A 6,000-nucleotide genomic window follows, 5' to 3' on the forward strand; every position below is an offset into this window, starting at 1 on the left:
GGATATGCCGTGGGCCCGAACTGAGGGGCTTTAGACCACCGGGAGGTGATGCCGTACGGAAGAGCGGTTGGTACTGCACGGTCGACTTCGATCCACCGCAGACCCCACCTCCTCCGGCCGGTCCCCCGTAAGGGACAGTCGTGACACCGGGTCGGAGAGCGCCGCTTCCGCGAGCCGCCTCCGTGTGCCTAGCGCACACCACCCCGGTCAGCGGCCAAGACTATCAGCCGACTGAGGGTCAAACCCTGGGTTCTCCCCTTTCATACGCGTTCTATGCTCGCCGGATGGCAGAAGTTCTCGCTCTGGTCGAGGCCAGGCTGTGTACGGCGCTCGGCGAGCCCGACGCCCGGGCCGCGGTGACCTTTCTCGGCACGGACCGCATCGAGGTGCTCAGATTCACCGACCGGGACGGGGGCCTCGTGCGGTACGCCACGCTCGGCATGTCCGCCCATCCGATGACCGACCCCACGGCGGCGGTGGCCGACCCCGTCAAGGGCCCGCGCGCCGAGCTGATCCTGACGGTGCGGGCCGGGTCCGCCGACACCGACAAGGTGCTCCGCCCGCTCGCCGTGCTGGCCGCCTCCCCTCAGGTCGAGGGGGTCGTCGTGGCCCCCGGCGCCTCGCTGGACACCGGTGATCCGCTCTGGCCCGCCGCGCCGTTCACCTCGGTGCTGGTCGCCGAGCCCGGCGGTCTGGTCGCGGATCTGGAGCTGGCCGCCCCGATGGACCCGGTCCGCTTTCTGCCGCTGCTCCCGATGACGCCGAACGAGGCCGCGTGGAAGCGGGTACACGGCGCGCGGGAGCTCCGGGAACGGTGGCTGGCCCGGGGAACGGATCTGCGCGATCCGCTGCGCGGGTCCGTCGCGCTGGACTGAATCCCGCCCGCCGCCGAGCCTGCCGCCAGGGCCGCCGCCGAGCCCGCCGCCGGGCCAGTCGGCGGTCACCCGGGCAGATCCGCACACGCCGGAAGGGTGATCGTCCTTGACGCGGCGACGGACGGGTAGGACCGTTGGGCGCTATGAGGGGCGAACCCAGTTGCCCGAAGTGCGGTGGCCGGGTCAGGGCGCCCGGTCTCTTTGCCGACTCCTGGCAGTGTGATGTGCACGGCACCGTGCATCCGCTCCAGCCGGTGATCCCGCCCAGTGTCGAAGCCCTCGATGTCGTGGTGCACCGCGCCCGGGTCCCGGTGTGGATGCCCTGGCCGCTGCCGGTCGGCTGGCTCTTCACCGGGGTCGCGTACGCGGGGGACGACCGCAGCGGCGGCCGGGCCACCGCCGTGGCCTGCTCCGGCCCGGGGCCGCTCGGCGGGATCGGCGAACTGCTGCTGGTCGCGGAGGAGCTGGGCGTAGGTCTCGGCGCGCGGTACGCGGGCATCGACGGACCGGACCCCGGGGCCCATATCGACGTCGCCGGACCGCCGCAGGCCAAGGTGCTGGCGGCGGGCCGCCCCACTCCTCTGTGGCATGTCCGTGAGACGCCCCCCGACCGGGCCGTCTTCGCGGGCGAGGCCCGTGGGCTATGGCTGTGGGCGATCGTCTGGCCGGAGCAGTCCGGGCTGCTGATGTACGACGAGCTGGTGCTGACCGATCTGCGGGACGCGGGCGCGGAGGTGGAGCTGGTGCCCTGCGGAGCGCTCTCCCCCCGGCTGCTGTCCTGAGCGACCGTCTCCGGGGCCCGGGGGCCCCGGGGACCGTTCGCCCCGAGCCCCGGGGCGGCTCGCCGCCCGGTGCTCGGAGCCGTCCCCTTGGGCCAGGACGCTCCCTTGCCTCAGGCCGCCCCCTCCGCGCCGAGCCGCGTCCCCTTCGAGGCTGGACGGGCGGGTTCCGGTGCCCGATACACTGGATCGTCCCCTGCCCGTATCCGCCCCTGGAGTCAGCGTCGTGCGCATCGATCTGCACACCCACTCCACGGCGTCGGACGGTACGGACACCCCCGCCGAGCTGGTGCGCGGAGCCGCCGCCGCGGGGCTGGACATCGTCGCCCTCACCGACCACGACACCACCCGGGGCCATGCCGAGGCGATCGCCGCGCTCCCCGAGGGACTGACCCTGGTCACCGGCGCCGAGCTCTCCTGCGCCCTCGACGGCGTCAGCCTGCATCTGCTGGCGTATCTCTTCGACCCGGACGAGCCCGAGCTGCTGCGCGAACGCGAGCTGGTGCGCGACGACCGGGTGCCGCGCGCCCGCGCGATGGTCGGCAAGCTCCGTGAGCTGGGCGTCCCCGTCGAGTGGGACCGGGTCGCCCGTATCGCAGGCGACGGCTCGGTCGGCCGCCCGCATATCGCGACCGCGCTGGTGGAGCTCGGCGTCGTACCGACGGTGTCGGACGCCTTCACCCCGCAGTGGATCGCCGACGGCGGCCGGGCCCATGTCGCCAAGCACGAACTCGACCCCTTCACCGCGGTCCGCCTGGTCAAAGCGGCCGGCGGCGTAGCCGTCCTCGCCCACCCCGCCGCCGCCAAACGCGGCCGTACGCTGCCCGAGTCGGCCTTCGCCGAGCTGGCCGGGGCCGGGCTCGACGGCATCGAGGTCGACCACGCCGAGCACGACGCCCTCACCCGCGAGCGGCTGCGCGCCCTCGCCGGCGACCTCGGGCTGCTCACCACCGGGTCCAGCGACTACCACGGCAGCCGCAAAGAAGTGCGGCTCGGCGAGTACACCACCGACCCGGAGATCTACGGCGAGATCACGCGGCGCGCGACCGGGGCCTTCCCGGTGCCGGGCGCGGGCGGACGCCGCTCCTAGGGTCTGCCGTCTCCTGGAGTCTTCCGGCTCCTAGGGCCTGGCGACTCCTGAGGTCTGGCGGGCTCGCTCCTGAGGCCCGGCGGTTCCCAGGTAACGCCGGACCGATTCCGCTGGGCGCCGGCCCGCTCCGGACGACCCGCGCCTCTCGCTCCGCTCCGTGCACCTTTCATCTGCTTTCATCTGTTTTCATCTCTCCGCAAGGCCACACTGTGTTCGACGCCGCCGTTTTCGGCTCTCTGTTCCTGACGCTCTTCGTCATCATGGACCCCCCTGGGGTCACCCCGATCTTTCTCGCCCTGACCTCCGGCAGACCCGCCAAGGCGCAGCGCCGGATGGCCTGGCAGGCGGTCGCCGTCGCCTTCGGCGTGATCACCGTCTTCGGTCTGGTCGGCCAGCAGATCCTGGACTATCTGCATGTCTCGGTCCCCGCGCTGATGATCGCGGGCGGTCTGCTGCTGCTGTTGATCGCGCTGGATCTGCTGACCGGCAAGACGGACGAGCCCAAGCAGACCAAGGACGTCAACGTCGCGCTCGTACCGCTCGGCATGCCGCTGCTGGCCGGGCCCGGCGCGATCGTCTCGGTGATACTCGCCGTGCAGAACGCCGACGGCGCCTCCCAGCAGATCGCCGTCTGGGCGGCGATCGTGGCCATGCACGCGGTGCTCTGGCTGGCCATGCGCTACTCGCTGGGCATCATCAGACTGATCAAGGACGGCGGTGTGGTCCTGGTGACCAGATTGGCCGGAATGATGCTCTCCGCGATCGCCGTGCAGCAGATCATCAACGGTGTCACCCAGGTCGTGCAGAGCGCCTGAGCCGCGGGCGCGGGCGCGGACGCGGGCCGGGACGACAGCGCCCCCGTACGGAACCTTCCGTACGGGGGCGTGTCAGGTCGCAGGTGCGCCGGGCGCACTACAAGGCCGAGGAGTCGACCGGGCGGATATAGACGCGCTGGCCGGTTGCTGCGGCCTGCTGCACGATCCGCGTGACGGAGGCGGCGTCCACGACGGTGCTGTCCACGGCGGTGCCGTCGACGTCGTCGAGTCGCATGATCTCGAAGCGCATGGCTTCTCCCTTCGTCTGATCCTCCTGTAGGAGAACTGGTGTATGTCATGTCCAACAGTGGGGCGTCTGCAAACATTCCCTACACTAAGGAAAATCTTTCCTTCTCTAACTACTGGCGAGTATCCGCCGTCGGCCGGAGAATGGGCTCCGTATGAACGACGCAGAGATCGACACAGCGACCAAGGCGGCCATCAGCGAGCTCGGCGCCCGGGTCGAGCGCACCAATGAGCTGCTCCAGCGCATGCTCGCCGAGGTCGCCAAAACCCCCTCGACCCACGCCATCTTCGTGGACGCCGGGTATGTCTACGCCGCGGCCGGACTCCTGGTCACCGGGACGGAGGACCGGCGCTCCTTCGACCTCGACGCCGAAGGTTTGATCGAGGCGTTCATCGACAAGGCCCGGACGATCTTCGCGGACAGCCGGCTGCTCCGGGTGTACTGGTACGACGGCGCGCGGCGGCGTATCCACACGCCCGAGCAGCAGTCCATAGCCGAGCTGCCGGATGTGAAGGTGCGGCTCGGCAATCTCAACGCCAACAATCAGCAGAAGGGCGTCGACTCCCTCATCCGCACGGATCTGGAGTCGCTCGCCCGGCACCGCGCCATCAGCGACGCGGCGCTGGTGGGCGGTGACGAGGATCTGGTCTCGGCGGTGGAGGCGGCACAGGGGTACGGGGCCCGGGTCCATCTCTGGGGCATCGAGGCGGTGGACGGCGGCAACCAGGCCGAGCCGCTGCTCTGGGAGGTGGACAGCCAGCGGACCTTCGATCTGGACTTCTGCCGCCCGTACATCACCCGTCGGGCCGTGACGGTCTACGAGAACGAGGGTGCGCCGCCGCCCTCGCGGGACGAGGTGCGGTTCGTCGGGGCGCAGATCGCGGCGACCTGGCTGGGGGAACGGGGGCGGGATGCGCTGGCGGAGCTGCTGCCGGGGCATCCGTATCTCCCGGGGCCGGTGGACCAGGATCTGCTGATCGAGGCGGAGCGGGTGCTCCAGCGCTCGCTGAGGGGCCACGCGGTGCTGCGGAGGGCGCTCAGGGACGGGTTCTGGCAGCACCTCCAGGCGCAGTACTGACCTTTCGGGCTCAGCGCCGAGGTTCCGTGGCTTCCGGGCTCGGCGCTGAGCTCCCGTGTGTCAGTGCCGGCTCCAGAAGCCGGCGATCGCCGCCGCCGTCTCTCCGGGGCGGTCGGTGTTGGGGGAGTGCCCCGCCCCGGCGACGACGGTCCTGAGCGCGCCGAGCCGCCGCGCCATGTCGTCGAAGAGCGGTACGGGCCAGGTGTCGTCGCGCTCACCGCTGATCACATGCTTGGGCAGCGGCTGTACGGCGGCGAGCTCATCGACGCGGTCCGGCTCGACGGTCAGCTGCCGGCCGGTGGTGATCAGCTGTACGGGGTTGTGGAGCAGCCAGCGACGCCGGAGGTCCTCGCCGTCCGTTTCGGCCTCCTCCGGCGGTTCGAAGGCCCTCATCGCGTCCCAGACCTCGGCCATTTCCATCGTGCCGAGCACCTCGCTCAGCAGCTGCACCTTCTGCCCCTGGCCGGGGGCGATCGCGGCGGGTCCGGAGGACATGACGGTGAAGGTCCGGAAGGGCGCGGGGTCGAGGAGCACCGCGGCCCGGGAGATCTGCCCGCCGAGGGAGTGCCCCAGCAGATGCAGCGGGCCGCTGTCGAGGGCCTCGGCCTGGGCGAGCACATCGAGGGCCAGCTCGCGCTGGGCGTAGGCGTCCGGGTCCGGGGGGCCGGGGGTCTGGTACTGGCCGCGCCCGTCGACCGAGACGACGCGGTATCCGGCGTGGGCGAGAGGTTCGAGCAGGGCGATGAAGTCCTCCTTGCTCCCGGTGTAGCCGGGGAGGAGGAGGGCAGTGCCCTTGGCCGGGCCGTGTTCGGGCCGGGCGTCGAGTACGGCGAAATCCCCCCGCGAGGTCCGGAGTACGTCCGCCCGCGTACAGGGCGGCGGCAGAAACGTCGGCGGCCGGCTCATGCCCTTGAGGCTACCGCCGTCCCGCCGGGGACGGGGCATCCGGGATCCGGTGAGTACGGCACGGGCTCGTCGAGCGCTCCCGGGAACGCCGAACGGCCCGGCCCCTCATGACTGAAAGGGGCCGGGCCGTCGACTGAGCGGATCAGACCTCCGGCTCCGCGGCCTTGCGGGCGCGGGTGCGGCGGGGCTTGACCTCGGCCTCGGCGGCCT

General features: G+C 71.5%; 7 protein-coding genes. 5 read left to right on the forward strand and 2 right to left on the reverse strand.

From position 1 onward, the window contains the following. Positions 1-284: 284 nt before the first annotated feature. From FF041_RS31305 to FF041_RS31320, 4 genes are all read left to right on the forward strand, one after another. The gene (locus FF041_RS31305; RefSeq protein WP_153525896.1) at positions 285-875 is read left to right on the forward strand and encodes a suppressor of fused domain protein; all 591 of its coding nucleotides are present in this window, start codon (positions 285-287) and stop codon (positions 873-875) included. A 143-nt stretch (positions 876-1,018) separates the two neighbouring features. Beyond that, positions 1,019-1,657, forward strand: coding sequence for a DUF6758 family protein (locus FF041_RS31310; protein WP_153481986.1), 639 nt, complete (start codon positions 1,019-1,021; stop codon positions 1,655-1,657). A gap of 223 nt (positions 1,658-1,880) precedes the next feature. Continuing rightward, positions 1,881-2,744, forward strand: coding sequence for a PHP domain-containing protein (locus FF041_RS31315; protein WP_323393236.1), 864 nt, complete (start codon positions 1,881-1,883; stop codon positions 2,742-2,744). A gap of 209 nt (positions 2,745-2,953) precedes the next feature. Further along, on the forward strand, positions 2,954-3,559 hold the full coding sequence (locus FF041_RS31320) for a MarC family protein (protein ID WP_323393238.1): 606 nt from the start codon (positions 2,954-2,956) through the stop codon (positions 3,557-3,559). A 97-nt stretch (positions 3,560-3,656) separates the two neighbouring features. Here the strand turns inward: FF041_RS31320 and FF041_RS38285 are convergent, their stop codons facing one another. Next, positions 3,657-3,809 carry a hypothetical protein gene (locus FF041_RS38285; protein ID WP_194292250.1) on the reverse strand — a complete coding sequence of 51 codons (153 nt, stop codon included), beginning with the start codon at positions 3,807-3,809 and terminating at the stop codon, positions 3,657-3,659. A gap of 151 nt (positions 3,810-3,960) precedes the next feature. Here FF041_RS38285 and FF041_RS31325 point away from each other — a divergent pair, with 151 nt between their 5' ends. Continuing rightward, positions 3,961-4,884 carry an NYN domain-containing protein gene (locus tag FF041_RS31325; RefSeq protein WP_153525897.1) on the forward strand — a complete coding sequence of 308 codons (924 nt, stop codon included), beginning with the start codon at positions 3,961-3,963 and terminating at the stop codon, positions 4,882-4,884. Positions 4,885-4,944: 60 nt separating this feature from the next. On the opposite strand, the gene FF041_RS31330 is transcribed toward FF041_RS31325, so the two are convergent. Then, complete coding sequence (locus FF041_RS31330; RefSeq protein WP_153525898.1) at positions 4,945-5,790, reverse strand: alpha/beta fold hydrolase; 846 nt, start codon at positions 5,788-5,790, stop codon at positions 4,945-4,947. Positions 5,791-6,000 lie beyond the last annotated feature (210 nt).

Source organism: Streptomyces jumonjinensis, from assembly GCF_009600885.1.
Lineage (GTDB): Bacteria > Actinomycetota > Actinomycetes > Streptomycetales > Streptomycetaceae > Streptomyces > Streptomyces jumonjinensis.

Excerpts from the sequence above, each read along its gene's own strand:
- FF041_RS31325 (WP_153525897.1), top strand. The coding sequence starts at position 3,961 with ATGAACGACGCAGAGATCGACACAGCGACCAAGGCGGCCATCAGCGAG.
- FF041_RS31310 (WP_153481986.1), top strand. The coding sequence starts at position 1,019 with ATGAGGGGCGAACCCAGTTGCCCGAAGTGCGGTGGCCGGGTCAGGGCG.
- FF041_RS38285 (WP_194292250.1), bottom strand. The coding sequence starts at position 3,809 with ATGCGCTTCGAGATCATGCGACTCGACGACGTCGACGGCACCGCCGTG.
- FF041_RS31305 (WP_153525896.1), top strand. The coding sequence starts at position 285 with ATGGCAGAAGTTCTCGCTCTGGTCGAGGCCAGGCTGTGTACGGCGCTC.
- FF041_RS31330 (WP_153525898.1), bottom strand. The coding sequence starts at position 5,790 with ATGAGCCGGCCGCCGACGTTTCTGCCGCCGCCCTGTACGCGGGCGGAC.